The sequence below is a fragment of the Shewanella sp. ISTPL2 genome, assembly GCF_013283205.1.
Taxonomy (GTDB): domain Bacteria; phylum Pseudomonadota; class Gammaproteobacteria; order Enterobacterales; family Shewanellaceae; genus Shewanella; species Shewanella oncorhynchi.
Window position 1 is genome coordinate 1 of the sequence record NZ_JAAPAV010000007.1, and the last position, 1,287, is coordinate 1,287.

Below are 1,287 nucleotides of genomic sequence, written 5' to 3' on the forward strand. Positions count from 1 at the left end.
TCCTGAACACTTCTGATATCACTGCCCGATTGAAGTAGATGGGTTGCAAAGCTATGTCTAAATGTATGACAGGTAACACGCTTAGTTATTTTGATGTTACGCACCGCATTGCCGAGCACTTTACGAATAACACTCTGATGAAGATGATGCCTGCAAAGCGTTCCTGTATAAGGATTAATGCAGGTTGTGGTTGAAGGGAAAATGAACATCCATCCGTGTTGCTTAAAGGCATTTGGATACTTACGCTCTAACGCATTGGGTAGGGAAGGGCCGATCCCTTGTTGGTTGTCACGGTGTTGAATCTCCATTGCCTTATTAATATATGCTGTGAGTTTAATGGCACATTTATGGCTAAGGATTGTTTGTCTATCTTTATGACCTTTACCATCCCTCACAGTCAACGAAGCTTGTTCAATATCAATATCTTGGATACGTAACCTGAGGCATTCTGAAACTCTAAGTCCACTACCATAGAGTAGTTCTATTATTAGCCTATCGCGGCCATCAAGCTCATTTAGTATTAGTGAGATTTCTGATGGGGATAACACAGTAGGTAAATAACGCTGTTTTGTGGCATAGCAAAAACCTAAGTTTCCAAGCTCATGATGCAAATGTTTCTGGTACAAATAGGCTAACGCGTTCAGTGCAATTTTTTGAGTGTTGATAGCCACATTCCGTTGATTGGCAAGAAAGGTTAAGAATTGTGCGACCTCCTCTGTTCCCATCGTTTCAGGGTGANGCTTGTGGTGAAAGTTAATGAACGCCTTGATCCAATACAGGTAGGATTTTTCTGTTCTAATACTGTAACCACGCATGCGCATTTCTTCTTGAACACCGCTTAAAAAAGGGCTTTTTATACTCATGATAGCAATCCTTGCTTTTACTGTTTATATATACAGTATTATTTAGAAATCGCTTAAATCAAGGAAGAGTGTAAATTTTTTTGCGCGTTTACACTTATGTTAAATTATATATTGTATTAATTATCAATAAGTTATTTTTTGATGGTTTGAGATAATAGGTTTGGGAAACGCGCATGCGCGTTTTTCCAGATGGTGTATTTGAAAAAAAGCTGATAAGTTCCTTTTATTACAAGTAATTAACAGTGCGCGTTTTTACTGGTCTAATGAGGTAAACGCGCATGCGCACTAATAAAATGTTAGGCGGTCAAATCAGAATCGGAGATTTAACATGGAAAGAGAATTTCCAGATGTCTTAAAAAAATTGCATGCAATTGAAATAGATTATGCTGATGGAGATGGAATAGACTTCGAGCCATTTGATGAG

At 38.3% G+C, this 1,287-nt stretch carries 1 protein-coding gene; it reads right to left on the minus strand.

Features of this window, described 5'->3' with window-relative positions; genetic code table 11:
* The coding region (locus tag HUB64_RS23040; protein WP_173497995.1) for an integron integrase at positions 1-863 on the minus strand (863 nt) is incomplete at its 3' end.
* Between the last annotated feature and the right edge of the window lie 424 nt (positions 864-1,287).